Raw genomic sequence first — 25,716 nt, forward strand, 5'->3', positions numbered from 1 at the left:
GATGGGTCTTCTCACCGGATTGACGGCTGTGCGCGGATCGATGCTTGGCCCGATGCTCAGCTTTTCCCTTGCTTTCGGCGCGCTGCAGCCGGCCGACGCCGGCGACGGTGTCTCCGTCTTCGCCGATCCCGCCAGGATCGCGTCCATCGGCGGCTCGATCACCGAGATCGTCTATGCGCTCGGCGAGGAAAAGCATCTTGTGGCGCGCGATTCCACCAGCCGCTATCCGAAAGCAGCTCTCGACCTGCCAGATGTCGGCTACATGCGCCAGCTGTCACCGGAGGGTGTGCTGTCGGTAAACCCTTCGGGCATGCTGGCGCTGCACGGTAGCGGCCCCAAGGAGGCGCTCGATGTGCTGAAGAAGACGAGCATCCCCTTCATCGAAGTGCCTGACCGGTACGACCGTGAGGGCATCCTCGAAAAGGTCCGCGTGGTCGGCAAGGCGCTCGGCGCCGACGCCAAGGCCGAAGCGCTGGCCAGGGAGATCGATGCCAAGCTGCAGGCGGCGGAAAAGCAGACGGCCTCGATCGAGGAGCGCAAGCGCGTTCTGTTCGTGCTGTCGATGCAGGGCGGCAAGATCATGGCGGCCGGCAGCGATACCGCTGCCAACGGCATCATCAAGCTGGCCGGCGGCGTCAACGCGATCGAAGGCTTCTCCGGCTACAAGCAACTGTCTGACGAGGCTGTTGTCACCGCCAGGCCGGACGCGATCCTGATGATGAGCAATGCCGGGCCGCCGGTATCGGACGATGAACTGTTCGGCAACGCATCGATCGCCTCGACGCCGGCCGGAACCGCGCGCAAGCTGATCCGCATCGACGGCGGGTATCTGCTCGGCTTCGGACCGCGTACGGCCGACGCCGTCCACGACCTTGCCGTCGCGCTCTATGGCACGCAGATTACGGACTGAGCGGCATGGTCGACCAGTCGATCGCCGGGCCGGCGGAGAGGAAGATGGCCAGCGCCGGTGACCGTTCCGGGCGCGCCCGTCTGGTCATCGCGCTCGCCTGCGTCATGCTTGCGGCAGCGGTATTGCTGTCGCTGACCTCCGGCGCCTCGGATGCGTCCGCCGTCAAGGTGGTCGGCGACTGGCTGTTCGGCGCAGCGCCTGGCGACGTGGCGATGAGCGCGCGAGATCGCCTCATCGTCTATGACATAAGGCTGCCGCGCGTCGTGCTCGGCGTGCTGATCGGGGCCGCGCTCGCGGTCTCCGGCGCGGTCATGCAGGGGCTGTTCCGCAATCCGCTTGCCGACCCCGGCCTTATCGGTGTTTCGGCGGGCTCCAGCCTCGGCGCGGTGGCCGTCATCGTGCTCGGCACGACCGTGCTGTCGCCGGTGACCGCCTCGCTCGGCGCGCTGATCCTTCCTCTGGCGGCCTTCGGCGGTGGTTTGTCGGTGACGTTGCTGCTCTACAAGGTCGCGACGCGGCAGGGCCGCACATCCGTCGCCACCATGCTGCTTGCCGGCCTGGCGCTGGCCGCACTTGCCATGGCGCTGACCGGTATCCTGATCTTCATGGCCGACGACCGGCAACTGCGCGACCTGACCTTCTGGCAACTCGGCTCGCTGGCCGGTGCGACATGGCAGAAGATCGGCTCTGTCGGCCCGGTCATCGTGCTTTCGCTGGCGGCGATGCCGTTCCTGGCTCGCGGCCTTAATGCGCTGGCGCTGGGCGAGGCGACCGCCGGCCATCTCGGCATTCCGGTGCAGCGGCTTAAGTACACGGCCATCGTCGGCGTCTCGGCGGCGGTCGGCGCCTCCGTCGCCGTCAGCGGCGGCATCGGTTTCATCGGCATCGTGGTGCCGCATCTGCTGCGCCTGCTGATCGGCCCCGACAATCGCTATCTGCTGCCGGCCTCGGCGCTGCTCGGCGCCTCGCTGCTGCTTTTGGCGGACGCGGTCGCGCGCACCATCGTGGCGCCCGCCGAACTGCCGATCGGCATCGTCACGGCGATCGCCGGAGCGCCGTTCTTCCTCTGGATCCTGCTGCGCAAGCGCGGCGTCATCGACCTGTAGGGGTGTTTCATGATCGAAGCGCGCGATGTTTCGGTGGCGATCGGCAGGAAAGGCATTGTCGCCGGCGTCGATTTCGAGGTCAGGCCGGGTGAGATTTCGGCCATTGTCGGCCCCAATGGGTCGGGCAAGACGACCTTCCTCAAGGCGCTGTCGGGGGAACTCGCGCATACCGGCCGGATTGCCATCAACGGCCGCGAGCTCTCGACGATAACGCCAGTCGAGGCGGCGACGCTGCGCGCGGTGCTGCCGCAGGCGACGACCTTGTCGTTTCCCTTTACTGTGCGCGAGATTGTCAGGCTCGGCCTTGTCGGAGGCTGCTCGGGTGTGCTGCCGGGCGAGGACGAACGCCTGCCGGAACGGGCGCTGGCGCGTGTCGACCTCGACGGTTTCGCCGGCCGCTTCTATCAGGAGCTTTCCGGCGGCGAGCAGCAGCGCGTTCAACTCGCCCGCGTGCTGTGCCAAATCTGGGCGCCGGTGCTCGACGGCAAGCCGCGCTATCTGTTCCTGGACGAGCCGGTGTCCAGCCTCGACATCAAGCACCAGCTGATCATCATGAACATTGCCCGCGACTTCGCCAGAAGGGGCGGCGGCGTGGTTGCCATCCTGCACGACCTCAACCTGACGGCGATGTATGCCGACCGGATTTTCGTCATGCACCGCGGCCGGCTTGCCGCCACCGGTTCGCCGCAGGATGTGCTGAGCGACGATCTGATCGAAAGGGTATTCGGTTGCCGCTTAAAGGTTGGAGTCCTGCCAGCCGGCAATATGCCGTTCGTGCTGCCTCAATCAGCGGCCTAGATTCTGGCAGCGGCCTAGATTCTGGACGTTCGCCGCAGGTCCAGCCTGCGGCAAACCGGATCAGGCCGCCGGTGCGCGGCGCTCTAGCAGGTCAATGCCGAGCAGGTTGCGCACGTTCGGACGCGCCGCCACGAGATCGGCGATCGTATAGCGGGCAAGCACCGCGAAGAAGGCGTTGAGCGCCTCGCGCAATGCCGAATTCAGCGCGCAACTGTCGACCAGAGGGCATTCCGCGGCGTCGTTCTCGAAGCACTCGGCCATGGCGAAGCTTTCCTCCGTCACGCGCACGACGTCGAACAGGTTGATCGATTCAGCGGCGCGGCCAAGCCTGACGCCGCCATTGCGGCCACGCACCGTCTCGACAAGGCCGTTCTCGACCAGTGGCTGGAGGATCTTGAACAGGAAAAGCTCCGACACCGAATAGGCGGCGGCGATCTCGGGGATGCGGCTCAGCCGATCGGTATTGGCCGCGCAATACATCAGGATGCGCATGGCGTAATTGGTCTGGCGGGTAAGCCGCATCTTGTCCTCACAAAGCGCCGGCGAGTTGCGATCACGCCAGATTTTGAACTTTGCTGGTGCGGCTTTGCTCCGAGCTTTCGGATTCGCCACACTGGCCTCGGCGGAATATGCCCTATACCTTGGAATAATTCCAGACTAGCTTCGCATAATAGCTGAATATTCTCGTCAACTTTGTGTGCGCAATGCGGCAAGACGCGGGCCGAATCGGCTGTTACGCGCATTTCCTCGGGCGAAACACCAGAGCGGTCCAGTGATTGGCAGAATGGCCGACCGCCCTAACTCTTTGTTTTCACGCAATTCCGTGGGGAAAGCGCCAGGCGCTTTTCCAGGGACCAGCGTTACACACCTTTCCTGGAATGCTCTAAATAGGTCCGAGATCGACGAGGAGCGGCTCTGCCATGTCACAATCAGCCACGGCCCTGGCTTCCGGCGGATATGATGCCGACGCGCATGCCAAGACTGTAATGCTGCGGCGGACCAAATTCGTCGCCACGGGGGCACTTGCGCTTTGCGTCGTCGTGTTCGCCCTGGCCAAGTCCTTCGAGAGCACCTATCCTTGGCTCGGCTTCGTCGCCGCTTTTGCCGAGGCGGCGACCATTGGCGGCCTGGCCGACTGGTATGCGGTGGTCGCGCTGTTCAAGCGGCCTCTCGGACTGCCGATCCCGCACACCGCGATCATCCCCGAGAACCAGAACCGCATCGCCGACAATCTCGGCCGTTTCATCGAAGTCAATTTCCTTGCCCCCGAGCCGGTGCGCGAGAAGCTGGCCGAGGTCGATTTCTCGGCGCTCGTAGCCGACTGGCTGGCCGATTCCGAGCGCGCAGCGGGCCTGTCGCGTTTCGTCGTGCGGCTGATTCCGCAGACGCTTGCCGCGGTCGAGCAATCGGGGCTGCGCGGCTTCGTCACCGGCCGGATGCTGGAGCAGATCGAAAAAGTGCCGCTGGCGCCGTTGGCGGCCGAATTGCTCTCGGCCCTGACCGACGACCGCCGTCACCAGAGGCTGTTCGATGAGTTCATCAAGGTGATCGGCCGATTCCTCAACGATGAACAGGCGCTGACGACCATGCGCGAAAAGATCCGCGAGGAACTGCCGTCGCTGTTCAACCTGTTCAGGGCCGACGCCTATCTCCTGAAGAAGATCGTTGCCTCGGCCGGTTCGCTGCTCGACGAGGTGAGAGCCGATCCCGACCACCCGATGCGCACCGAATTCGACCGTTTCGCGCAAGCCTTCGTCGAGCGGTTGAGAACGTCGAAGCAGTATGCAAGGCGCGCCGAGAAGCTGAAGCGCGATTTCCTCGCCAGGCCGGAAGTCAAGGCGCTGGCCGGCGACATGTGGGAAAGCCTCAGGCTGTTCATCGAGCAGGATGCCAAGGCGCCGCGATCGATCATCCGCGCGCATCTTGCCAACATGTTCGTCGAGGTCGGCCGGCATCTGGCCGGAGACGCCAAGATCAGGGCCGACATGAACCAGGGATTCGTGGTGGCGCTGTCCTCTTTCGTCGAGAGCCAGAAGAGCGGCGTATCGAAATTCATCGCCGACCAGGTCAAGCGCTGGGACCTGGCGCAGCTGACGCGGCTGATCGAGATGAATATCGGCCGGGACCTGCAATATATCCGCTTCAACGGCATGATCATCGGCGGTCTGGCCGGCATCGTGCTTTACACCGCGGAGCGGCTGTTTCTCGTCAATTGACGGGCGCACGCCATGCCCTATTCTCATGGGCGGGGCATCAGCAGTCGCGGCAACAGGGGAGCAGATGAGCATGGCCAAACAACCGGATTCCGATTCCTTCACGGACATGTTCGGCCGGTTCGGCCGCGATCTGAAACTGCCCAATGTCGATGTCGAGGCAATCCTCGCGCACCACCGCAAGAACCTTGAAGCGCTGGAGAAATCGGCGCGGGCAAGTGCCGCCGGCGCGTCGTCGCTGTTCTCCAGGCAACGCGAGATGCTGCAGGACACACTGCGCGAAATTGCCGACATGACGCAAGGCTACAGAGCGCCCGGCACGCCGCAGGACCTGATGGCCAAGCAGACTGAGTTCGCCAGGAAATCCTTCGAGACCACGCTGAAGAATGCCAGCGAAGTGGCCGAACTGGTCAGGACATCCGGCACCGAATCGGTCGACATCCTGCGCATGCGCATCAAGGAGGCGATGGAGGAAATCCGCGCCGGCTACGAGAAGAAGTAGCTTGCGTGACAAAGACCGGTTGCCTGCCAACCCTGCGCCAGGCGTAGTTTTGTTCGGATGCTCTTTCATCGGCCGCCATGCTTTTACACCATGGGTACCCTCAAATGCCAAGGCCGGGCGAACACGGCTTGACGTAGGACCATGCCAGGATTCGCGTCGGTCCCGGCGGAACGGAATCATGCAGGGCGAATTGACAGAGGCCGCCGGTTCGTGGTCCGGAAGCGTTGGAAGCCATCGGGAAAACAGGAATGACCGAAATACGGCCTAAGACGCCGCCGACCTACGAGCAGTTGAGGACGATGTCCGGGCAGGAGCTTGGCGTCTCGGAATGGACGACAGTCGACCAGAACCGTATCAACCAGTTCGCCGAATGCACCGGCGACCATCAATGGATCCATGTCGACCCCGAACGGGCGCGGCGGCAAAGCCCGTTCCGCACGACGATTGCACATGGCTATCTGACGCTGTCGATCATCGGCGCGCTGGCGCTCGGCATGGGAATCGTGCCCGAGAACACGCAGGCCGCCTTCAATTACGGCTTCGACAAGGTGCGTTTCCTGGCACCGGTCAAGGTGGGCGCACGCATCCGGTTGCGCACCACGCTGCTGTCCATGGAGGACAGGGGGCCGGGCCAATACCTGATGAAGGCCGCCAACACCGTCGAGATCGACGGCGAGGAAAGGCCGGCGTTGACGGCCGAAACGCTGGTCATGCTTTATGAGCGCCGCAAGCGGGCAGGGGCCTGAACGGCATTCGCCCAAGCCTCCTGAATCGATCTTCGTCAGGCGTTCTCCGCCCGCCGGCTCGGCAAGAGGCTGAGCGCGCACAGCGTCATTGCCGCAAAAACAGCGGCATAGAAGACCAACGGCCATGCGGTGTCGCCACCCAGCAGGAGGACGAAGGACGTTCCAGCAATGCCGACGATCAGGCTCTGGGCGCAGAAATAGAGCGCCACGGCGGTTCCCGCGACATCGGAGAACGCCTCGAGTGCGCCATTGGCCGTGACCGAGGCGGCAAAAACTATGCCCACCGCCATCACCCACATCGGCAGGATGAAAGTCGCGAAGGAGGGCGCGGCGGACAACTGCCCAATCGCCAGCATTGCGGCGCCGAAAAGCAACATCGCCATGCCGCGCGCCAGGCTGCCCGCAATGCCCCAGCGGCTGGTAAAGGCTTTGACGAAGCGGGTGGTTGCGATCATCACCAATGCCGCCGTGGCAAAGGCGAAGCTGAAACCGATCTGCGAGAAGCCGGCGCCATCGATCAGAACCCGGGGTGCCGTCGAGAAGAACACGAAGAACGTGCCCATCGCCGCAGCGAAGCCGAGCGTGTAGGTCCAAAAGGCAAAGCTGCCCAGGATCGACCGGAATGCGGCGTGCGGCCGGTTACCATTCAACGGCTTCGTCTCATGCCATCGCAGCCACGCCTGGAGCGTGGCCAGCATGGCCAGAACGGCGAGCGTGATGAAGATCGCGCGCCAGCCGAAGCTGTCGGCGATCAAGGCGCCGGCGATCGGCCCCAATGCCGGCACGAAGGCCAGCATCGAGCTGAACAGGCCGTAGATCACCGTGCCTTCGTGCCGCTGCGCGTAGACGTCACGGACCGTTGCAAAGGTCGCGACCAGAACAGCCGATGCGCCGATGGCCTGCAGGACGCGCAGGGCAACGAAGGCTGTCGCCAACGACGTGCCGGCCAGCAGAAACGAAGCGCCTGCAAACAGCAGCCCCCCGCCGATCAGTACCGGACGCCGGCCGATCCGGTCGGAAATCGGGCCGAACACGACCTGGCCGAGGCCAAGCGTGACCATATAGAGGCTGAGCGTCAGCTGGACAACATCAGGGGTCGTGCCAAGAGCTGCCGGCATTGCCGGAACCACCGGCAGATAGATGTCCATGGCTAGCGAGGCAAGAATGTCGAAAGGCGCCATCAGCAGCAGCGCCGACGACAAGGAGTAGGCCCATATCGGGCGTTTTGGATAAGACATGATCGAGGATCCGCACAAATGGTGAGATTTGGCGGCGACCTGCCGGTGATTCAGGATGGAAAAATGACGGGGCAGATGGCCGCAACAACGAGATGTTGTCGCGGCTTACTCGTCTGCTGACTTGCTGGCTCCCATACCGCTGCCCCGAATGATCTTGCAGCCGTCCATTCGGCTGTGTGTCGTTCACCTATCAGGCGAGGACCGGCCGGGCAACCTCCAGGCCATGCAGCGCAGCAAGTCAGGGGATTTCGGGCGCAGCACGACCGGCGGCGCGAGCCGAAACCAGCGCCAACACCAGCGCCGCCACCGCCAGTGCCGTTGCCGTCTGGAAGGTCACCTGCATTCCACCGGCCGCCGCCGCTGACGTCAGCATGCCTTGGCCGATGGCTTCGCGTCCTCCGGCCGATGCGGCGGCGAATATGGCGCCCATGACGGAGGCGCCCGTAATGAGGCCAAGGTTGCGCGACAGATTGAGCAGGCCGGAGATGACGCCGCGTTGACCGCCGCCGACGCTGCTCATGACGGCGGCGTTGTTCGCTGTCTGGAACAGGGCATAGCCGAAGCAGGTCACGGTGATGGGGACGACATAGCTGACGATGCCGAGTGTCGTTATCGCCAGGGACAGGAGGAACGTGCCCGTGGCAAGGCCGAGCAGGCCCGCGACCATCATCCTTTTGGCTCCGAAGCGATCGGCAAGGCGTCCGGCAAGCAACGCCGACAGCGCCGAAACCAGCGGGCCTGTCGAGAGCACCAGTCCGGCGTTTGCCGCGTCCAGTCCGAGCCCGCGCGAGAGATAGAACGGCGCGACCACCAAGGTCGCCATCATCACCGTGCCGACGATCAGGTTCATGGCAAGGCTGGTGCTCAGTGAGAGATCGCGGAAGGCGGAAAGCTCGACCAATGGGTTTTTCGCCATCCTTTGCGCCGTGGCGAACAGGAAGATGCCGATGCCAGCCGCGACCAGCAGGCCGATGTTGATGGGGCCGAAACTGCCTCTACCCAGTGTCATCGCCAATGCGTAAGCCGCCAATGCCAGGGCCAGCAGGCCCGTGCCCAAACCATCGAAGCCGGCTTGGCCGGTCCGCACCGTCCGGTTGCCGGTAGGCAAAGCACGCCAGGCCATTGCAAAGGTCAGGATGCCGAGCGGCACGTTGACCAGGAAAATCGAACGCCAGCCGAGAGCGGCGATCAGCAGGCCGCCCATGGAGGGGCCGAGCGTGGTGCCGATGGCCGACATGGCGCCGAGCAGGCCCATGGCGCTGCCGGTCCTGGCCTTGCTCACCGTCTCGGCGACAAGGGCCAATGTCAGCGCCATCATCAGCGCCGCGCCAAGCCCTTGCACCGCCCGCGCCGCGATCAGCAGCCACAAAGCCGGCGAGAGGCCGCAGAGCACCGACGCCGATGTGAACAGCGCGATGCCGAAAAGCAGCAGCGGCCGCCGCCCGAGCATGTCGGCGAGGCGCCCGGCACTGACGATCAGGATGGTGATGGCGAGCAGATAGGCAATCACGACCCATTGCACCTGTTGGAACGAGGCATCGAATGCCTGCATCAGCGCGGGAAGGCCGACGCTGGCGATGCTGGTGCCGAGCGACGACAGCAGCGTGGCCAGCGACAGGCTCGCGAGCGCCCATCCAGCCGATGGGATTTTCTGTGCGACCGATGCGTGCTCGTTGCGATGTTGCTCAGTGACTGCCACGGCGATCTCCCTTTGTCGGCTTCAGGTCGAAGCTTCGAAGATCTAATCGTTTGCATGATGTGGCGGAACGCGCAGCATTTGCATTCTATTCGTGCGTTGCACGCCACATCAGCGGATTTCGTGCTAGGATCGAACCATGTCGCCGCCCGATCTCAACCTGCTCGTCGCCCTCGATGTCCTGCTGGACGAAGGCAGCGTGGCGCGTGCGGCGACGCGATTACGGCTCAGCCCCTCGGCGATGAGCCGCACGCTGGCGCGCCTGCGCGCGGCGACGGGAGATCCGCTGCTGGTGCGGGCCGGTCGCGGTCTGGTTCCAACGCCACGCGCGCAGGAACTGCGCCAGCAGGTCGGTCGTGTGGTTCAGGATGCGGAAACGCTGCTGCGCCCGGCGAGGCTGCTTGATCTGCCGGGCCTGGAGAGGACCTTCACGCTGCGCACCAATGAAAGCTTCGTCGAGGAGTTCGGGCCGCGCCTGATCGCCCGCATCCAGGCCGATGCGCCGGGCGTGCGGCTGCGTTTCGCGCCGAAGTCGGACAAGGACATGGCGTCACTGCGCGAAGCGGCGATCGACCTGGAAGTAGGTGTGGCCGGCGAGACCGGGCCGGAGGTGCGCATCCAGGCGCTTTTTCGCGACCGTTTCGTCTGCGCGGTGCGCAGCGGCCATCCGCTGGGCCAGGGCGCGATGACGCCGGAACGCTATGCGGCCGGCCGCCACATCAATGTTTCGCGGCGGGGCCGCGAAAGGGGGCCGGTCGACGAGGCCTTGAGCCGGCTCGGATTGCAACGAATGGTCGTGTGCATGGCTTCCGGTTTTTCGGCCGCGCTCGCGATGGCGCGCGCCTCGGAGTTGATCGCCAGCGTGCCCGAGCGGCATACGCAAGGCGCGCGCGCCGGCATGCAGACTTTTTCCCTGCCGGTCGACATTCCGGCGGTCACCATTTCCATGCTCTGGCATCCGCGGCTCGATGCCGATCCGGCGCAGCGCTGGCTGCGGAGTTGCGTGCGCGACATTTGCGTGAAGTCCTGATCGCGCAAGCCGCGCCGCAGCCGTCAGCGCGGCATGGCTGCCTCCAGCACCTTGAAAATCCGCTCGTCTTCGCATTGTGCAACGTTGAAGCGCAGGAATCGGCTGGCTGATCGCGACAGGCTGAACGCGTTCCCGGGCGCCAGCACGACATTGGCCGCAAGCGCGCGGCGGGCAATCTCGGCTGCGTCCACTGCATCCGGCAGGCTGCACCAGAGGAACAGACCGGCGGGCTGCTCGATCCAGGGCGTGATCCCGATCGCCTTCAGCCGAGCGCCTGTCTCGATCATGGCGCGTGAGAGCCGGGCGCGCAGCAGGTCCATGTGCTTGCGATAGCTGCCATCCCTGAGCAGGGTCAGCACCAATTCGGCCGCGAGCCGCCCGCCGCCGAAGGTGGTGGCGATCTTGAGGTCGGCCAGCCCTTCCATCCAGTCACGGGGCGCGGCGATGAAGCCGCAGCGTATCGAGGCCGAAAGCGTCTTGGAGAAACTACCGATATGGACGACACGCTCGAGACCGTCGAAAGCCGCGAGCCTTGGGGCAGGAGCGTGTTCGAAATCGGCGAAGATGTCGTCCTCGACGATGGTCAGGTCCGATTGATCGGCGAGCTTGAGCAGCCGGTGCGCGGTGACCGGCGACAGGATCGCGCCGGTCGGGTTGTGGATGGCGGAGTTGGTGATGTAGAGGCGCGGCCGATGCTCGGCCAGCGCCTGCGCAAACAAGTCGATATCCGGCCCCGATGGCGTATAGGGGACGCTGACGACCTTGGCCTGATGGGCACGCAACAGTGCGTGGAAATTGAAATAGCAGGGATCGTCGACCAGCACTGTATCGCCGGGTTCGAGCAGGAACCGGCACAGGAGGTCGATGGCCTGCGTGCCCGATTCCGTCAGCATGACCTGTTCGGGGGAAGCCTCGATGCCATGCGTGGCCATGCGCCGCGCCAGCAATTGGCGCAGCGGCGGCAGCCCGAGCGGCGTGCCGTAGTCGGCAAGGGCCACATCATCGGCGCGCGCCACGTTGCGCAGCGCGCGACGTAGCGCTGCCTGCGGCATCCACGAGGCGGGCAGCCAGCCGCAGCCGGGCTTCAGCATCTCATCGCCCGCTTCCAGCGACTGCCGCGAAACCCAGAGCGGATCGACGGCGCGATCGAGTCGGGGGCCGATCTCGGCCAGCGACAGCGGCGCCAGCGATCCGGCGGCATAGAAGCCGGAGCCTGGCCGGGAACGGATCGCGCCTTCCGCCGCCAGTCGCTCATAGGCCTCGACCACTGTCGATTTGGAAACCTGCATGGATTTGGCGAAGGCGCGGATCGAGGGCAATCGGGCGCCGGGCGTGAGGCTGCGCGCGGCAATTCGCTGGCGGATGGTGGACATGACGCCTTCGACAAGGGTTCCGCTGTTGTCGAATCTCGCTGATACGTTCATCTGTACCTTCCGGCAAACCATTACAGTTTTGTTGAATTGTACTGCATTGTCTCTGGTGACGCCATGGGTATGGGCCCGATAGAGGGCGCAACGGATGGAGTGCCTGCAATGGACAAGACGACGAGCGGCTGGGTGAGCGGATTCATCGGCGTGTTGATTTTCAGCGGCTCCTTGCCGGCAACGCGCGTGGCGGTGATGGATCTCGATCCGACATTCCTGACGTCGGCGCGCGCGGTGATAGCAGCTTTGCTTGGCCTCGCGCTGCTGCTCGTCTTCCGCGAGAAGCGCCCGGAGCGTCATGACCTGATGTCGCTTGTCATCGTCGCGTTGGGTGTGGTGGTCGGCTTTCCCTTGCTGACAGCCTTGGCGCTGAAGCATGTCACCTCTGCTCATTCCATCATCTTCGTCGGCCTGCTGCCGCTGGCGACCGCGATCTTCGGCGTGCTGCGCGGGGGCGAGAGGCCGAGACCGGCCTTCTGGCTGTTCTCATGCCTCGGCAGCGCGCTGGTGGGCGGGTTTGCCCTTGCGCAAGGCGTGACGGCCTCGCCGGTTGGCGATGCACTGATGCTCGCCGCAATCGTCGTTTGCGGCCTGGGCTACGCAGAAGGCGCCGCGCTGTCGCGCAGGCTGGGCGGTTGGCAGGTGATCTGCTGGGCGCTGGTGCTGTCACTGCCGGTCATGCTGGTGGTGACCCTGGTCACCTTGCCACCGTCCTTCGCCACGGTCGGGACCAATGCATGGATCGGGCTTGCCTATGTCTCGCTGTTCAGCATGCTGATCGGCTTCGTGTTCTGGTATCGCGGCCTCGCGCAAGGCGGCATCGCCGCCGTGGGGCAGTTGCAACTGCTGCAGCCCTTCTTTGGCCTCGCCCTGGCGGCGTCCCTGCTGCATGAACAGGTCAGCCCCCTGATGGTCGTCATCACGCTCGGCGTGGTGCTGTGCGTATTCGGCGCCAAAAAGTTTGCCAGGCGGGATTTGCCACGGCCCGCAACCGGCGCCGCTGGCTAAAACTTCGTCACCACACCGATGCCGATGCCTTCGAAGCCGCCCATCGCCATCAGGGCGGCGGGCGCTTCCTCAAGGCTGATCTTCTTTCCGACCAGAAGCTCGGGTTTCAGCTTGCCGGTGCGGATCATCTCCATCATCGCGGGGTAGCGGTAGGCCTGCATGCCGTGGCTGCCGAGGATTTCGAGCTCGAACGCGATCACCTTGTCCATCGGCACCTGCGGGCGGGCGTGATCGCCCAGCATCAGGCCGACCTGCACATGGCGTCCGCGCCGGCGTAGATTGGCGATCGAATTGAACGAGGTCGTGGGATGACCGAGTGCATCCATGGACATATGCACGCCGCCATTGGTGATCTGCTTGACCGCCTTGACGACGTTCGGGGTCGTCGCCGCGTTGATGGTCGCCACCGCGCCGATCTTCCTGGCGAAGTCCAGCTTCTCTTCGGTGAGGTCGATGGCGATGACATTGGCACCCATGGCGCTGGCGATCATGATCGCCGACAGGCCGACACCGCCGCAGCCATGCACCGCTACCCATTCGCCCGGCGTCACCCGGCCCTGATCGACGATGGCGCGGAACGAGGTGACGAAGCGGCAGCCGAGGCTGGCGGCAGTGGCGAATTCCATCTCGTCGGGCAGGCGCACGAGGTTTGTGTCGGCGTGCTCGATGGCGACATATTCGGCGAACGAGCCCCAGGCGTTGAAGCCCGGCTGGGACTGGTGCTCGCAGACCTGGTGATTGCCGGACGTGCATTCGAAACAGTGGCCACAGCCGACGGCGAACGGGACGGTGACGCGCTCGCCAGCCTTCCAGCGGGTCACCTGCTTGCCGGCGGCTACCACGACGCCGGCCAGTTCGTGACCGGGGACATGCGGCAAGCGGATATCGGCGTCATGGCCCATCCAGCCGTGCCAATCGCTGCGGCACAGGCCTGTCGCCTCGACCTTGATGACGACGCCGTCCGGCGCCGGCTTCGGATCGGGAACGGTCTGGATCGTCGGCGCCTCGCCGAATTTTTCGAAGACGACGGCTTTCATCGGCAACTCCACCTTGCGCGCACTTCGGGAAACGATAGCCGATTCCCTGGCCGGTCAAGCGGAAATCGATTCCGCCAGACAAGTCGGCCGTTTGGGCATACGCCGATGGCGACGCTGCGCGTTGCCGAATGAAGGTTACTCGGCATCGATCTGGTTTTGCGGCGCGGCGTTCTGGAAGGCCGGCAGGGCCATGCAAGCGGCGTTGATGCGCGAGATCGTTGGGTAGGGCGCCATATCGACGCCGAAACGGGCATTGCTGGTGACTTGTGCCGCCAGGCAGATATCGGCCAGCCCCGGCGTGTCGCCGTGGCAGAACGTGCCGGTCTCGGGCGAAGCCCCCAACAGGTTTTCGAGTGGCTTGAAACCCTCTTTGACCCAGTGCCGGAACCAGTTAGCGACATCCTCGTCGCCGGCGCCGAACAGGGTTCGCAGCGCGGTCAGGATACGCAGATTGTTCACCGGATGGATATCGCAGGCAATCATCTGCGCCAGCATCCTGACGCGGGCGCGCCCAACTGCGTCCTTCGGCAGCAGAGGCGGTTCGGGCGTCGTCTCGTCGAGAAATTCGATGATCGCCAGCGATTGCGTCAACAGGGTGCCGTCGCCCAGGATCAGCGCCGGCACCAGGCCCTGCGGGTTGACCGCGAGATAGGCCGGTTCGAGATGCTCGCCATGGCGCAGGTGATGCGGCACGTAGTCATAGGTAAGCCCCTTCATCTCCAGCGCAATCCGCACCCTGTAGGAGGTGGAGGAGCGGTAGTAGTTGTGAAGGACGATGTCGCTCATGCATTCACCGATTTGGCTGGCCGATGGTCACTTCGATCGTGCCGATGCCGTCGACGCCGCCGGTCATCGTCTCCCCAGGGTTGACCTTGCCGACGCCGGCCGGCGTGCCGGTGAAGATGAGGTCGCCTGGCTGCAATTCCATGCCTTCGCTGCAGATCGAGACGATGTCGGAGATCGGCCAGATCAACTCGGCGAGATCGGCGTCCTGCCGGATCTTGCCGTCGACAGCCAGCCAGATACGGCCCTGGCTCGGATGGCCGGATTTTTGCGCGGGAACCAGAGGACCGCACGGCGCGGAGAGGTCGAAAGCCTTCGACCAGTCCCAGGGCCGCGCTGCTTTCTTGGCTTCGTCCTGGAGATCGCGGCGGGTGAGGTCGATGCCGACGGCATAGCCCCAGACATAATCCAGCGCCTGGGCGCGCGGGATGCGGAAGCCCGGCTTGCCGATCGCGACCACCAGTTCGATCTCATGGTGCAGGTTGGTCGTCAGCGGCGGGTAGGGGATCGTGGCGCCGGAGTCTGCCAACGCATCGGCGGGCTTGGTGAAGAAGAAGGGTGGATCGCGCTCGTCATTGCCGAACTCCCTGATATGCGCGGCGTAGTTGCGCCCGACGCAGAAGATGCGGCGCACCGCAAATCGCTCGTTCGAGCCGGCCACTGCGACCGAGGGCGTTGGCGGAGCGGGGAGGACAAAGGCGGTCATGGTCTGTCTCTGCAGTTGGATGTCGGGCCGCGGGCACCTTCGGCCGAATTGAGAGGCCGGGCAAGGCGTCGCTTTTCATAAAGCATTGGCCGGCCGGCCGTATAAGGAATCCGGAGTTTCCATCACTTTCGCGGCGATGCATCGTCCGCTGGGATAGACTATTTGCCAATAAGTCAGCCGTGGTCGCGGGATTATGCTGCGGCCGGCAAACCGAAACGAGCCACATGACAGCAGCCACTGACAGCGCCCGGTTCCTGATCATCGACGATCATCCGCTGTTTCGCGAGGCGCTGCACAGCGCCGTGCAGATGGCCTACCCGGAGGTCGACACGGTGGAGGCGCGCTCGATCGCCGAGGCACTCGACCTGCTGGCCGGGACAAAGCCGTTCGACCTTGCCCTGCTCGATCTCAGCATGCCCGGGGTGCACGGCTTCGAGGGGTTGCTGCAGCTTCGGACCCGCTATCCGCGCCTGCCCGTGGTCATAGTATCCGGTTACGAGGAGCCCAAGATCATCTCCGAGGCGCTGTCCTACGGTGCTGCCGGCTTCATCCCGAAATCGGCGCGCAAGAGCGATCTGGCCAACGCCATACGCTCGGTGATGGAAGGTGCCATCTATGTTCCGGAAACTTATGAGGGCCGCCCGCCCGACGCCGACAGCACCGACCGCGCCGACATGGTGCAGCGCCTTTCGACATTGACGCCGCAGCAGTTGCGCGTGTTGCAGATGCTACGCCAGGGCCTGCTCAACAAGCAGATCGCCTATGAGCTGCAAGTGGGCGAGACCACAGTCAAGGCGCACGTCTCGGAGATCCTGCGCAAGCTCAACGTCTACAGCCGCACGCAAGCGGTGATCGAGGTTTCGAAGCTTGATAATGCGGAGCTTTTCAGGGATCAGGCGGGGTTTTGAGGGGCAGGTCTAAGCCAGCAGATGTGCCAGCAGCGCCCTTAGTTGCGCGGGCTTGAGCGGCTTGCGCATCAACTCGATGCCGCCGGCCCGCGCCGCCTTGGCGACGGCTTCGGAACTGTCGGCGGTGACGATCAGCGCCGGCACCGCGCGGCCGAGATAGCGGCGGACCTTCGATATGGTGGCGGTGCCGAGATCGCCGCCGTCGAGATGCTGGTCGGCTATGACGATGTCGGGCACCCAGTCCGTGTCGCCGAGCATGTCGAGCGCGTCGTCGGTCGAGGTCGCGGCGCGCACCAGGCATTGCCAGCGTTCGAGCAACGAGGTCATCGCCTGCAGCACCTCGACATCGTTCTCGACCAGCAGAACCTTGGTGCCGAACAAGCCATAGCCGCGCGGCCGCTCCAGGCTTGCAGCGCTGGCGACGGCGTCCGCCGTGGCACCGATGCCGACGGGGACATCGATGTGAAAAATCGTGCCGCGACCGACCTTCGAGGAAAACGTCACGGGATGGCCGAGCGCGCCGGCGATGCGCCGCACGATGGCCAGCCCAAGGCCGAGGCCGCCGCCGGCGAGTTCGGCATTGGCAGGCATGATGCCGCGATGAAATTCCTCGAACACCGCCTCGCGCTGGTCGTCGGGAATGCCGCAGCCGGTGTCGGCGACATCGATGCGGATGGCATCGCCGCGGTGCCTGGTGCCGACAAGGACACCGCCCGAGCGGGTGTAGCCCAGCGCATTGGAGAGGATGTTCTGCAGGATGCGGCGCAGCAGCGTGCGATCGGAGCGAACCACGGCGTTGACGGCGCGGAATTTCAGCGACAGGCCCTTCAGTTCGGCCACAGGCTGGAAATCCGACCGCAGCGACGAGAACAGCGCCTCCAGGCTGACGTCGCCAATGTCGGGCTGGACCACACCCGCATCGAGCTTGGAGATGTCGAGCAGCGTGCGCAGCAGGTCCTCCATCGTCTCCAGCGAGCGCTCGACCTGCCGTACCAGTTTCCGGCCCTCGTCGCTGGTCTGCACTTCGGCAAGGGCGGAGACGGACAGATGCGCCGCATTCAACGGCTGCAGCACGTCGTGGCTGGCCGCCGCGAGAAAGCGGGTCTTGGACAGGTTCGCCTGCTCGGCATTTTCCTTGGCGGCGCTGAGGTCGATGTTCGATTGTTCCAGCCGCCGCAAGGTCGAGTGCAGTTCCTCGGTGCGGGCGCGTACCCTGCTTTCCAGTGAGATCGCGGTCTGGAACAGCGAGAAGGCGTTGCCTTGCTGGTCCATCGAGCGCTCGACGCGGCTGACCAGCGCAGCGTTGATCTTCTTCAGCCTGTCGGGATCGTCTATGTCCTTGAGGGGCACGGCAGCGCTCACTCGGCGGCCGGGCGCTCGCCGAAGGCGATGCCGGTGAAGGTCTGGTTGAGATGCATCGACCGGTATTGTTCGCCATAGGTGCCGAAGCCGATGACGTTGTTGACCCGGTAGAGTTCGGAAATCTCGCGAAAGACCTGGCGGTTGCGCGCATCCAGCCGGCGCAGGACACAGTCGAAGCCGATGATCATGTCGATGCCGCCAAGCCTCGCCTCGACGTCGAGCAGAGCCGCGCGGGTCGATTCCACCATGTCCTTGGGTTGGGCGATCGACAGCACGACACCATCGTCGATGGCGCAGAAGAACGACAGCGAGCCGTCCGCATGCATCTTCTGGATGGAGCGGCAGTAATATTCACCGCCTACCTTCACCACCACCGGATGCGAGGCGAAGCTCAGCGGTGTCAGCGTCTGCGCGACGATGCCGACCGAAGCGGCATATTCCTCGGCCGCATTGGTGGCATTGAACTCGCGCACGATGCGGTGATCGGGATCGGACGCGGTGACCACCAGCTTTTCGTCGGTGGGAACGAAATTGTCGGTCTTGAAGACATGGAAAGGGATTTCCGTGGCGACCAGCACGATGATGGCGCTGTCGGAGGTGACCTTGCCGTTGGAGATCAGGCTCGTCGTCTCGAATTTCAGGTCGTCACCGGCGGAACCGCCGAGCAGCGGAATGTCGTCGAGGCCCCAATGGATGGCTGAACTCACAGCTTCCTCGGCATAGGACAGTCCGTCGATGAAACAGAGCGCGAAGGTGTTCCCAGCCCGCTCGCCGCCGATGCGCCCATGCAGCGTGCGTCGCAGATCCTCGACATCACCAGTGACCCTGTCCAAGCCCGATGACGACAGGTTGTCGACCGTGGTGCTGACCGCGGTAAACGACGCCGAAGGGAGCAGCATGGCGAGGATATGGCCCTCCTCGAGGCCCTGCGGCGTGATTTCGCCGGCGGTCGAGCAGCCGGCGTAGTGTAGCGCCGGCGCATGGGCCGCGATTGCGCGCGAAAGGGCGCCGGCCTCGACAAGGCGCTGGGAAAAGAACAACAGGGCGAAGCCGGCCTCGATGGCGGCCGCCTCCGCCGCCACCGCGCGTGCGAAGACGTCCGGGTCGGGCTCGTCCGTGGTCAGCGCCGACAAACCGCATGCGTAGCGCGTCCGTGAAACGGTCAGCGACGTTCTCCCGCATTTCCTCCGACGCTGCCTGTGCGCGGCTGTTGATGTGCTTCTTGCGCCAACGTCGAAAGCCATTGTTGCCGCCAATCGGCATTTTGGCAATGGGGCGAGGGGAATGCGTGTTTCGCCCTGCCATGGCCGAAAGTACAATGATCCGGCTTTTGCGCCGCGCTGTTTTTTACGGCTTGTGCGGTGTACGAATAACGCATGGCCGAAGCCAACACCGCGTCGGCAGCGTGATGACCAAGGTGATACCCAGGGAGGATTCATGTCGGACGTTTCGTTGATGGTGAACGGAAAACAGGTCCGCGGTGCGGCCGAGGACCGGACGCTGCTGGTTCACTTCTTGCGGGAGAATCTCGGTCTCACCGGTACCCATGTCGGTTGCGACACCTCGCAATGCGGCGCCTGCGTCGTCCATGTCGACGGCAAGGCGGTGAAATCCTGCACGATGCTCGCGGTGCAGGCGTCCGGATCGAGCGTGGTGACGATCGAGGGGCTTGCCAATGGTGCCGACCTGCATCCCGTGCAGACGGCGTTCAAGGAGCATCACGGACTGCAATGCGGCTTCTGCACGCCGGGCATGATCATGACGGCGACCGACATGATCAAGCGCCACCCCGAAGGCCTCGACGAAGCGACGGTGCGCGCAGAGCTCGAGGGCAACATCTGTCGCTGCACCGGCTACCACAACATCGTCAAGGCGATCCTCGCCGCATCGGAGGGGATGAGCGGCAAGGTCAGGCAAGCGGCGTGAGAAAAGTTGAGTAGTGAGTAGTCGGTACGAACCGGCGCCGATCTCCACCACTCACTACTTCCTACTCACTATTTCGGGAGGAATTTCTGATGGGCATTGAAGGTGTTGGCGCTCGCGTGGCGCGCAAGGAAGACAAGCGGTTCATCACTGGTGCCGGCCGCTATGTCGACGACATGGTGGTGCCCGGCATGAAGCATGCGGCCTTCGTGCGCAGCCCGCACGCGCATGCCCAGATCGTGAAGATCGACGTCGACAAAGCTCAAGCCATGCCGGGTGTTATCGGCGTGCTGACCGGCAAGGAGCTGAAGGCCGATGGCATCGGCAATCTCATCTGCGGCTGGATGATCCATTCCAAGGACGGCTCCCCGATGAAGATGGGAGCCTGGTCGCCGCTGGCGGTCGACAAGGTTCGCTATGTCGGCGATGCGGTCGTCGTCGTGGTCGCCGACACCAAGGGCCAGGCGCGCGACGCCGCCGAAGCGGTCGAGATCACCTACAATGAACTCGAGGCGGTGGTGGATGCGACGAAGGCGCTCGAAAAGGGCGCTCCGCAACTCCATCCGGAAGCCGAAAACAACCTGATCTTCGACTGGGAGATCGGCGACGCCAAGGCGACCGACGCGGCGATCACCGCGGCTTCCCACGTCACCCGCATGAAAATCGTCAACAACCGGCTGGTGCCCAACGCCATGGAGCCGCGGGCAGCGCTGGGCCACTATGACAGAGCGGAAGACCACTATACCTGCTGGACGACCTCGCAGAACCCGCATGTCGCGCGGCTGGTGATGAGCGCCTTCTATAACATCGCGCCGGAAAACAAATTGCGCGTCATCGCGCCCGATGTCGGCGGCGGCTTCGGCTCCAAGATCTATATCTATCCGGAAGAGATCGTCTGCCTGTGGGCGTCCAAGAAAACCGGCGTGCCGGTGAAGTGGGTGGCCGACCGCACCGAAAGCTTCCTCTCCGACGCACATGGCCGCGATCATGTCTCGACAGTGGAAATGGCCTTCGACAAGAACAACAGGATCACCGGTCTCAAGGTCGACACGTTGGCCAATCTCGGTGCCTACATGTCGTTGTTCTCGTCCTGCGTGCCGACCTATCTCTACGCGACGCTGCTGTCGGGTCAATACAATATCCCGGCGATCCACGCCAATGTCCGAACGGTCTATACCAACACGGCACCCGTCGATGCTTATCGCGGGGCAGGGCGGCCGGAAGCCACCTATCTCATCGAGCGCACGATGGAGACCGCGGCGCGGGAACTCGGCGTGTCGCCGGCGGAGCTTCGGCGAACCAACTTCATCACCACGTTTCCGCACCAGACGCCGGTCATCATGAACTATGACGCCGGTGACTATGGCGCCTCGCTCGACGCGGCCATGGAGGCCGCCGACTATGCCGGCTTTGCCGGGCGCAAGGCGGAGGCCGCCAGGAACGGCAAGCTGCGCGGCATCGGCATGAGCTGCTACATCGAAGCATGCGGCCTGGCGCCGTCGGCCGCGGTGGGCTCGCTCGGCGCGGGCGTCGGCCTTTGGGAATCGGCCGAGGTGCGCGTCAATGCCGCCGGCACCATCGAGGTGCTGACCGGCTCGCACAGCCATGGCCAGGGCCATGAGACGACCTTCGCGCAACTGGTCAACGAACGGTTTGGGGTGCCGATCGACAGCGTCTCGATCGTCCATGGCGACACTGACAAGGTGCAGATGGGTATGGGTACCTACGGCTCGCGCTCGGGCGCGGTCGGAATGTCGGCGATTGCCAAGGCGCTGGACAAGGTCGAGGCCAAGGCCAAGAAGATCGCGGCGCACCTGCTCGAGGCCGACGAGGGCGACATCGTCATCGAGAACGGCGCGCTGAAGGTCGCCGGCACCGACAAAAACGTGCCGTGGTTCCAGATGGCGCTGGCGGCCTATACCGCTCATAATTTGCCCGGTGGCATGGAGCCGGGATTGAAGGAGACGGCGTTTTACGACCCGTCCAATTTCACCTTTCCGGCCGGCTGCTACATCTGCGAGGTCGAGATCGATCCGGAGACCGGAACGACCGAGATTATCCAGTTCGTCGCGGCCGACGATTTCGGCAACATCATCAACCCGATGATCGTCGAGGGCCAGGTGCATGGCGGCATCGCGCAGGGCATCGGCCAGGCACTGCTCGAAGGCGCCCACTATGATGCCGACGGCCAGCTTCTGACAGCGAGCTACATGGACTACACCATGCCGCGCGCGGATGACCTGCCTTCGTTCAAGGTCTCGACCTCGAACACGCCGTGTCCGGGCAATCCGCTCGGCATCAAGGGCTGCGGCGAGGCCGGCGCTATCGGCTCGCCGCCGGCGGTGATCAACGCCATCACCGACGCCATAGGAATCTCTGACATCGCCATGCCGGCTTCGCCGTCTACGGTGTGGGCCGCGATCCGTGCGGCGGCGAAGCACTGAAAGGAGAGTGAGTAGTGAATAGTGAGTAGTGAACAAAAACGCGGTTGCCGCGGCAATTGATCACCCGCTATTCACCAAATTACCGACCAATGCTACTCACTAATCACTACTGACTACTGACTATCCACTCTTCACCAGGGAGAGCCTCCAAATGTACGCAGTCAATTACCACCGCGCCGCCTCAGTCGCCGATGCCGCGAAGCTCGTCACGGGCGGCGACGCCAAGTTGCTGTCGGGCGGCATGACCCTGATCCCGGCCATGAAGACGCGGCTGGCGGCCCCCTCCGATGTCGTCGACCTGTCGCGGATCAAGGAATTGCAAGGGGTGACAGTGTCCGGCAGGGCAGTCACGATCGGCGCCGCCACCACGCATTTCGATGTTGCCAGCGACGACAAGTTGAAACAGGCCTGCCCGGCGCTCGCGCATCTGGCATCGCTGATCGGCGATCCGGCAGTGCGCTATAGGGGCACGATCGGCGGCTCGATCGCCAACAACGACCCTGCGGCCGATTATCCAGCGGCCATGCTGGCGCTAAATGCCACCATCATTACCAACACGCGCCAGATCGCGGCCGACAAGTTCTTCACAGGCCTGTTCGAGACGGCGCTGGAGGACGGCGAAATCCTCACGGCCGTCACCTTCACCGCACCGGCAAAGGCAGCCTATAAAAAATTCCGCAATCCGGCCTCCCGCTACGCCATTGTCGGCGTGTTCGTGGCCAAGGGTGAGGACGGCGTCAGGGTGGCCGTGACCGGGGCCGGCGACGATGGCGTCTTCCGCTCGAAGGAGATCGAGGCCGCGCTCGCGAAGGACTTCGTGGCTTCGGCGCTCGACGGCGTCAAGGTGCCGGCGACCAAGCTGATGAGCGATATCCACGCTTCCGCCGACTACCGTGCCAATCTGGTCGCGGTCATGGCTAAGCGCGCGGTGGCCGCCGCCAACGCCTGATTCCTTCCTGCTCCTGTCAGGCAGGAGAGGGACTTCTCGCCCCTTTTCCGCAGATGGGCGCATTGTGGCAATCTCGCACTTGCACAAAGCGATATTGCACTGCACTATGCCGGCGATCAAACGCGAGCCGGGTTCGGAGTGTTCATCACGACCTGCGACCCTATTCGCATGTTTCAATGCGAAGGGAGCGGCATGACCGACATCTCCGCGACGCATGTTGTGCCGCCAAGATCCGTCGCCGACAGATCCGCCAGGACAAGACTGGCCTATCTCGACGGCTGGCGCGGACTTTCGATCGCGCTGGTGCTCATTGGCCATTTCTTTCCCGTTGCAGGGATCAATCTCGGCGTACTGGGCGTCGAATTCTTCTTCGTGCTCAGCGGCCGGCTGATGGCCGAGATCCTGTTCGTCGAGCGCTACCCGCTGAAGAAATTCTTCAAGCGCCGCTTCTCCCGCATCTATCCCGCGCTGCTGGTGTTCGTGATCGTTTCGATGATTGCGCTGTCGGGCACGTTCGTCGCCTTCAAATGGAAGGCGGCGCTGACGGCGCTGACATTCACCTACAACTATGCCGGAATTCTCGTGAACCGCGCCGGCGCGCTCGACCACATCTGGTCGCTCTGTGTCGAAGAGCATGCCTACATCATCCTGGCAGCGATCAGCGCACTTGTCGCAAGCCGTAGCCGCGTCATCCCGCTGCTCCTGGTGCTGGCGGTGCTGGCCATGGCAAACGGTGCGGTTTCGTACTGGTTCCTGCACATGGACTACGAGACCACATACTGGCGCACCGACGTGCATATTGCGTCGATCCTGCTGTCGGCCGCCATCTGCCTGCTGAAGACCGACGGCAAGCTGCCGGCCCTGTTGAAGGGCCCTTATGTGGCGGTGGCGGCGGCCATCGCGGCGGTGCTTCTGTTCATGGACCCGGTACCAACCCCGATCCACTATCTGGTCGCCGTGCCGCTCCTGGCGCTTGCCGTCAACGCTCTCGATTTCAGCACGAGATTGTTTTCTGGACTGCTGTCGTCCTGGCCTATGGCGACGTTGGGTCTATGGTCCTATTCGCTCTATCTGTGGCAGCAGCCATTCTACAAATTCGTCTATGAGCGAGGCAGCGACCCATGGCTGATGCTGGCTGGGGTCTTTGCCTGCGCGCTCTGCAGCTATTATGTCATCGAGCGGCCGTCGCGTGAGTGGCTGAACCGCAACTGGTGAGTGACGCCGCAGTGTCCCTCCCTTGCGTTGCCTAGCGGCCAAGGTCAGCCTCGCTCGATGCCGCCTGTCCGGCAGCTTGTTTGGTAAGTTCGTCCTAATATAGCCAGGGGTGACCTGGCGATCTGCTTGCCGGATAGCCCAATGTCCTTAGACATTGGTATTATGGCAGCTATTCCTTGTTGTCCCGCCCCGTGCTCCGCCTAGTTTATTCGAATCGGAGCATTGCATGGGAGGATGGAATGGCAACGACCAGGGAAAACGCCGGCGGCTGGCTCGACCGCTCGCGCACGATCGCCGAGCCCGGTTTCAGCAGATGGATGGTGCCGCCGGCGGCGTTGTGCATTCATCTTTGCATCGGTCAGGCCTACGCGTTCAGCGTCTTTAACCTGCCGATGTCGAAACTGATCGGTATCACCGATTCGGCGCCCGACGACTGGAAGCTGACCGGACTCGGCTGGATTTTTTCGATCGCGATCCTGTTTCTTGGCCTCGCGGCAGCCTTCGGCGGCGGTTGGCTGGATCGCGTCGGCCCGCGCAAGGCGATGGTCGCGGCCGCCTGCTGTTTCGGCGGCGGTTTCATCGTGTCGGCGCTCGGCGTCACCTTGCATCAACTGTGGATCATCTATCTCGGCTACGGCGTCCTGGGCGGCATCGGCCTCGGGCTCGGTTACATCTCGCCGGTCAAGACGCTGATCACCTGGTTTCCCGACCGGCCGGGCATGGCGACCGGCATGGCGATCATGGGGTTTGGCGGCGGAGCCTTCATCGCTTCGCCGCTTTCGGTCTATCTGCTGAAGCTGTTTTCGACCCCGCAGCATATCGGTGTCGCCGAAACCTTCATCATGCTGGGCATTGTCTACTTCATCTTCATGCTGATCGGCGCTGTCATCGTCAGGGTGCCGCCCGATGGCTGGCGTCCGGCCGGCTGGACGCCGCCGACGACACAAAACACGATGGTGACAACCGCCAACGTCCATCTCGACGACGCGTTGAAGACACCGCAGTTCTGGCTGTTGTGGGGCGTGCTGTGCCTCAACGTGACGGCCGGCATCGGCGTCCTCGGCCAAGCCTCCGCCATGAGCCAGGAGATGTTCCCGGGACGCATCACGCCGGCCGCCGCCGCCGGCTTCGTCGGCCTGCTATCGATCTTCAACATGCTCGGCCGCTTCTTCTGGGCGTCGACCAGCGACTATATCGGCCGCAAGACGACCTACGCGGTCTTCTTCGTGCTGGGCGTGATCCTTTATGCAGTGGTGCCGTGGACGGGCCAGTCGGGCAACGTGTTCCTGTTCGTGCTGTTCTATGGCGTCATCTTGAGCATGTATGGCGGCGGCTTTTCCACCATTCCGGCCTATCTGCGCGATGTCTTCGGCGTGCGGTATGTCGGTGCCATCCATGGCCGCCTGCTGACGGCGTGGTCAGTGGCGGGCGTGCTGGGGCCGGTCCTGGTCAACTACATCAGGCAGTACCAGATCGATGCAGGAGTAGCGAAGGCCGATGCCTACACGGTCACCATGTACATCATGGCCGGCCTGCTCGTCGTCGGTTTCCTGCTCAACCTGATGATGCGGCCGGTGGATGCACGGTTCCACATGAAGGCCGAACCGGCTGCAGCGTAAGGAGAGTGATCATGGCGCAAGACAACAGCAATTCTGTCAAATTGGTCCTTGCCTGGCTGCTGGTCGGCATCCCGCTGTTGTGGGGGTTCTGGACGACGC

At 63.9% G+C, this 25,716-nt stretch carries 23 protein-coding genes; 14 read left to right on the forward strand and 9 right to left on the reverse strand.

Annotated features, from left to right (window positions below; genetic code table 11):
- Position 1: 1 nt before the first annotated feature.
- From FJ490_RS12785 to FJ490_RS12795, 3 genes are read left to right on the forward strand one after another with little or no spacing between them, the layout of a single operon-like run.
- Positions 2–910 carry a hemin ABC transporter substrate-binding protein gene (locus tag FJ490_RS12785; protein ID WP_140555093.1) on the forward strand — a complete coding sequence of 303 codons (909 nt, stop codon included), beginning with the start codon at positions 2–4 and terminating at the stop codon, positions 908–910.
- 5 nt (positions 911–915) lie between these two features.
- Complete coding sequence (locus FJ490_RS12790; RefSeq protein ID WP_140555095.1) at positions 916–2,016, forward strand: iron ABC transporter permease; 1,101 nt, start codon at positions 916–918, stop codon at positions 2,014–2,016.
- 9 nt (positions 2,017–2,025) lie between these two features.
- Positions 2,026–2,814, forward strand: coding sequence for a heme ABC transporter ATP-binding protein (locus FJ490_RS12795; protein ID WP_140555097.1), 789 nt, complete (start codon positions 2,026–2,028; stop codon positions 2,812–2,814).
- A gap of 60 nt (positions 2,815–2,874) precedes the next feature.
- Here the strand turns inward: FJ490_RS12795 and rirA are convergent, their stop codons facing one another.
- On the reverse strand, positions 2,875–3,336 hold the full coding sequence (gene rirA, locus FJ490_RS12800) for an iron-responsive transcriptional regulator RirA (protein ID WP_140495713.1): 462 nt from the start codon (positions 3,334–3,336) through the stop codon (positions 2,875–2,877).
- A 398-nt stretch (positions 3,337–3,734) separates the two neighbouring features.
- On the opposite strand from rirA, the gene FJ490_RS12805 reads away from it, so the two are divergent.
- The 3 genes from FJ490_RS12805 (at position 3,735) to FJ490_RS12815 (ending at position 6,275) form a co-directional block, all read left to right on the forward strand.
- The gene (locus FJ490_RS12805) at positions 3,735–5,030 is read left to right on the forward strand and encodes a DUF445 domain-containing protein (protein WP_140728931.1); all 1,296 of its coding nucleotides are present in this window, start codon (positions 3,735–3,737) and stop codon (positions 5,028–5,030) included.
- A 70-nt stretch (positions 5,031–5,100) separates the two neighbouring features.
- Positions 5,101–5,529, forward strand: a complete 429-nt coding sequence (locus tag FJ490_RS12810) for a phasin family protein (RefSeq protein WP_140517196.1) — start codon at positions 5,101–5,103, stop codon at positions 5,527–5,529.
- 248 nt (positions 5,530–5,777) lie between these two features.
- Positions 5,778–6,275 carry a MaoC family dehydratase gene (locus FJ490_RS12815; RefSeq protein ID WP_140728930.1) on the forward strand — a complete coding sequence of 166 codons (498 nt, stop codon included), beginning with the start codon at positions 5,778–5,780 and terminating at the stop codon, positions 6,273–6,275.
- A gap of 35 nt (positions 6,276–6,310) precedes the next feature.
- On the opposite strand, the gene cml is transcribed toward FJ490_RS12815, so the two are convergent.
- Complete coding sequence (gene cml / locus FJ490_RS12820; RefSeq protein ID WP_140728929.1) at positions 6,311–7,513, reverse strand: CmlA/FloR family chloramphenicol efflux MFS transporter; 1,203 nt, start codon at positions 7,511–7,513, stop codon at positions 6,311–6,313.
- Positions 7,514–7,751: 238 nt separating this feature from the next.
- On the reverse strand, positions 7,752–9,212 hold the full coding sequence (locus tag FJ490_RS12825; protein WP_140728928.1) for an MFS transporter: 1,461 nt from the start codon (positions 9,210–9,212) through the stop codon (positions 7,752–7,754).
- A gap of 136 nt (positions 9,213–9,348) precedes the next feature.
- Here FJ490_RS12825 and FJ490_RS12830 point away from each other — a divergent pair, with 136 nt between their 5' ends.
- On the forward strand, positions 9,349–10,239 hold the full coding sequence (locus FJ490_RS12830) for a LysR family transcriptional regulator (RefSeq protein WP_140728927.1): 891 nt from the start codon (positions 9,349–9,351) through the stop codon (positions 10,237–10,239).
- A 23-nt stretch (positions 10,240–10,262) separates the two neighbouring features.
- Here the strand turns inward: FJ490_RS12830 and FJ490_RS12835 are convergent, their stop codons facing one another.
- Positions 10,263–11,663, reverse strand: a complete 1,401-nt coding sequence (locus FJ490_RS12835; RefSeq protein WP_140728926.1) for a PLP-dependent aminotransferase family protein — start codon at positions 11,661–11,663, stop codon at positions 10,263–10,265.
- A gap of 108 nt (positions 11,664–11,771) precedes the next feature.
- Here FJ490_RS12835 and FJ490_RS12840 point away from each other — a divergent pair, with 108 nt between their 5' ends.
- The gene (locus FJ490_RS12840) at positions 11,772–12,671 is read left to right on the forward strand and encodes a DMT family transporter (RefSeq protein ID WP_140555108.1); all 900 of its coding nucleotides are present in this window, start codon (positions 11,772–11,774) and stop codon (positions 12,669–12,671) included.
- On the opposite strand, the gene FJ490_RS12845 is transcribed toward FJ490_RS12840, so the two are convergent.
- From FJ490_RS12845 to FJ490_RS12855, 3 genes are all read right to left on the reverse strand, one after another.
- Entirely contained in the window at positions 12,668–13,708 is a 1,041-nt protein-coding gene (locus tag FJ490_RS12845; RefSeq protein WP_140495721.1) for a zinc-dependent alcohol dehydrogenase family protein, read from the reverse strand. The genes FJ490_RS12840 and FJ490_RS12845 overlap by 4 nt on opposite strands.
- Positions 13,709–13,843: 135 nt before the next feature.
- Positions 13,844–14,494 (reverse strand): maleylacetoacetate isomerase, encoded by a 651-nt coding sequence (maiA, locus tag FJ490_RS12850; protein WP_140623322.1) that lies wholly within the window; start codon positions 14,492–14,494, stop codon positions 13,844–13,846.
- A 4-nt stretch (positions 14,495–14,498) separates the two neighbouring features.
- On the reverse strand, positions 14,499–15,197 hold the full coding sequence (locus FJ490_RS12855) for a fumarylacetoacetate hydrolase family protein (protein ID WP_140728925.1): 699 nt from the start codon (positions 15,195–15,197) through the stop codon (positions 14,499–14,501).
- A gap of 224 nt (positions 15,198–15,421) precedes the next feature.
- Here FJ490_RS12855 and FJ490_RS12860 point away from each other — a divergent pair, with 224 nt between their 5' ends.
- Positions 15,422–16,105: a response regulator transcription factor gene (locus tag FJ490_RS12860; protein WP_140495724.1), complete on the forward strand. Its 684-nt coding sequence runs from the start codon at positions 15,422–15,424 to the stop codon at positions 16,103–16,105.
- A gap of 9 nt (positions 16,106–16,114) precedes the next feature.
- Here FJ490_RS12860 and FJ490_RS12865 read toward each other — a convergent pair whose 3' ends face one another.
- Both FJ490_RS12865 and FJ490_RS12870 read right to left on the reverse strand, forming a co-directional pair.
- The gene (locus tag FJ490_RS12865) at positions 16,115–17,455 is read right to left on the reverse strand and encodes a hybrid sensor histidine kinase/response regulator (protein ID WP_140495725.1); all 1,341 of its coding nucleotides are present in this window, start codon (positions 17,453–17,455) and stop codon (positions 16,115–16,117) included.
- An 8-nt stretch (positions 17,456–17,463) separates the two neighbouring features.
- Entirely contained in the window at positions 17,464–18,600 is a 1,137-nt protein-coding gene (locus tag FJ490_RS12870) for an FIST signal transduction protein (protein WP_140656516.1), read from the reverse strand.
- Between the two features lie 304 nt (positions 18,601–18,904).
- Between FJ490_RS12870 and FJ490_RS12875 the strand changes: the two genes are divergently transcribed.
- The 5 genes from FJ490_RS12875 (at position 18,905) to FJ490_RS12895 (ending at position 25,617) form a co-directional block, all read left to right on the forward strand.
- A complete protein-coding gene (locus FJ490_RS12875; RefSeq protein ID WP_140495727.1) occupies positions 18,905–19,393 on the forward strand; it encodes a (2Fe-2S)-binding protein in 489 nt (162 codons plus the stop codon).
- 89 nt (positions 19,394–19,482) lie between these two features.
- Positions 19,483–21,834, forward strand: coding sequence for a xanthine dehydrogenase family protein molybdopterin-binding subunit (locus tag FJ490_RS12880; RefSeq protein WP_140555120.1), 2,352 nt, complete (start codon positions 19,483–19,485; stop codon positions 21,832–21,834).
- A 151-nt stretch (positions 21,835–21,985) separates the two neighbouring features.
- Positions 21,986–22,783, forward strand: coding sequence for a xanthine dehydrogenase family protein subunit M (locus FJ490_RS12885; RefSeq protein WP_140555122.1), 798 nt, complete (start codon positions 21,986–21,988; stop codon positions 22,781–22,783).
- A 192-nt stretch (positions 22,784–22,975) separates the two neighbouring features.
- Positions 22,976–23,998 (forward strand): acyltransferase, encoded by a 1,023-nt coding sequence (locus FJ490_RS12890; RefSeq protein ID WP_140517169.1) that lies wholly within the window; start codon positions 22,976–22,978, stop codon positions 23,996–23,998.
- A 239-nt stretch (positions 23,999–24,237) separates the two neighbouring features.
- Positions 24,238–25,617: an OFA family MFS transporter gene (locus tag FJ490_RS12895; protein WP_140623331.1), complete on the forward strand. Its 1,380-nt coding sequence runs from the start codon at positions 24,238–24,240 to the stop codon at positions 25,615–25,617.
- The last annotated feature ends 99 nt before the right edge of the window (positions 25,618–25,716 follow it).

The organism is Mesorhizobium sp. B2-5-11 (genome assembly GCF_006440835.1).
In the GTDB taxonomy this organism is placed as follows: Bacteria; Pseudomonadota; Alphaproteobacteria; order Rhizobiales; family Rhizobiaceae; genus Mesorhizobium.

What these genes read in the sequence shown, in the direction of transcription:
- FJ490_RS12815 (WP_140728930.1), top strand. Translation starts at nt 5,778, where the DNA reads ATGACCGAAATACGGCCTAAGACGCCGCCGACCTACGAGCAGTTGAGG.
- FJ490_RS12795 (WP_140555097.1), top strand. Translation starts at nt 2,026, where the DNA reads ATGATCGAAGCGCGCGATGTTTCGGTGGCGATCGGCAGGAAAGGCATT.
- FJ490_RS12885 (WP_140555122.1), top strand. Translation starts at nt 21,986, where the DNA reads ATGTACGCAGTCAATTACCACCGCGCCGCCTCAGTCGCCGATGCCGCG.
- FJ490_RS12880 (WP_140555120.1), top strand. Translation starts at nt 19,483, where the DNA reads ATGGGCATTGAAGGTGTTGGCGCTCGCGTGGCGCGCAAGGAAGACAAG.
- maiA (WP_140623322.1), bottom strand. Translation starts at nt 14,494, where the DNA reads ATGAGCGACATCGTCCTTCACAACTACTACCGCTCCTCCACCTCCTAC.
- FJ490_RS12830 (WP_140728927.1), top strand. Translation starts at nt 9,349, where the DNA reads ATGTCGCCGCCCGATCTCAACCTGCTCGTCGCCCTCGATGTCCTGCTG.
- rirA (WP_140495713.1), bottom strand. Translation starts at nt 3,336, where the DNA reads ATGCGGCTTACCCGCCAGACCAATTACGCCATGCGCATCCTGATGTAT.
- FJ490_RS12855 (WP_140728925.1), bottom strand. Translation starts at nt 15,197, where the DNA reads ATGACCGCCTTTGTCCTCCCCGCTCCGCCAACGCCCTCGGTCGCAGTG.
- FJ490_RS12845 (WP_140495721.1), bottom strand. Translation starts at nt 13,708, where the DNA reads ATGAAAGCCGTCGTCTTCGAAAAATTCGGCGAGGCGCCGACGATCCAG.
- FJ490_RS12860 (WP_140495724.1), top strand. Translation starts at nt 15,422, where the DNA reads ATGACAGCAGCCACTGACAGCGCCCGGTTCCTGATCATCGACGATCAT.
- cml (WP_140728929.1), bottom strand. Translation starts at nt 7,513, where the DNA reads ATGTCTTATCCAAAACGCCCGATATGGGCCTACTCCTTGTCGTCGGCG.
- FJ490_RS12790 (WP_140555095.1), top strand. Translation starts at nt 916, where the DNA reads ATGGTCGACCAGTCGATCGCCGGGCCGGCGGAGAGGAAGATGGCCAGC.
- FJ490_RS12875 (WP_140495727.1), top strand. Translation starts at nt 18,905, where the DNA reads ATGTCGGACGTTTCGTTGATGGTGAACGGAAAACAGGTCCGCGGTGCG.
- FJ490_RS12805 (WP_140728931.1), top strand. Translation starts at nt 3,735, where the DNA reads ATGTCACAATCAGCCACGGCCCTGGCTTCCGGCGGATATGATGCCGAC.
- FJ490_RS12810 (WP_140517196.1), top strand. Translation starts at nt 5,101, where the DNA reads ATGGCCAAACAACCGGATTCCGATTCCTTCACGGACATGTTCGGCCGG.
- FJ490_RS12785 (WP_140555093.1), top strand. Translation starts at nt 2, where the DNA reads ATGGGTCTTCTCACCGGATTGACGGCTGTGCGCGGATCGATGCTTGGC.
- FJ490_RS12840 (WP_140555108.1), top strand. Translation starts at nt 11,772, where the DNA reads ATGGACAAGACGACGAGCGGCTGGGTGAGCGGATTCATCGGCGTGTTG.
- FJ490_RS12835 (WP_140728926.1), bottom strand. Translation starts at nt 11,663, where the DNA reads ATGAACGTATCAGCGAGATTCGACAACAGCGGAACCCTTGTCGAAGGC.
- FJ490_RS12890 (WP_140517169.1), top strand. Translation starts at nt 22,976, where the DNA reads ATGACCGACATCTCCGCGACGCATGTTGTGCCGCCAAGATCCGTCGCC.
- FJ490_RS12895 (WP_140623331.1), top strand. Translation starts at nt 24,238, where the DNA reads ATGGCAACGACCAGGGAAAACGCCGGCGGCTGGCTCGACCGCTCGCGC.